Source organism: Ochrobactrum sp. SFR4 (assembly GCF_019730395.1).
Taxonomy (GTDB): Bacteria; Pseudomonadota; Alphaproteobacteria; order Rhizobiales; family Rhizobiaceae; genus Pseudochrobactrum.
Genome location: NZ_JAAPBB010000230.1, coordinates 1 through 430, shown reverse-complemented (window position 1 = coordinate 430; position 430 = coordinate 1). Strand labels below are relative to the sequence as shown.

1 protein-coding gene is annotated in these 430 nt (G+C 57.2%); it reads right to left on the bottom strand.

The window, feature by feature from the left end:
- Positions 1–430, bottom strand: a 430-nt coding sequence (locus HBA93_RS18755; protein WP_221724306.1) for an iron chelate uptake ABC transporter family permease subunit, incomplete at both ends; no start/stop codon positions are given.

The window sequence follows — 430 nt, the reverse complement described above, 5'->3', positions numbered from 1 at the left end:
GAAGAATGAGGATCATGGTCATGGAACCGGCACTGATGCCGAATAATCCCGGCTCGGCCAGCGGATTACGCGCAACCGATTGCAGCACGGCACCGGCCAGTGCAGCGCTCCATCCGGCCAGAAAACCGAGTATGATACGCGGCAGCCGCACGGTGAGAATGGCATAATTCTGATCATGATCTGCGGCCTGCCCGAACATCACCGGCAGAATATCGCTCAGGCCGACATGAATATCCCCGACATTCAGCGACAGCATGATCAGCGCCAGCATGATCAGAAACAGCACTGCACCGGCCAGCAAATCCCGTTGCCGCAGTGCCAGCCCATTGCGCAGGCGGATGATTTTGTGTCCGTCTATTGCCACATCCCGCATCATGAGAGCCTCGCAGCCGATGCGGACAGGTAATAGCGCCGTATCACCCAGATAAAA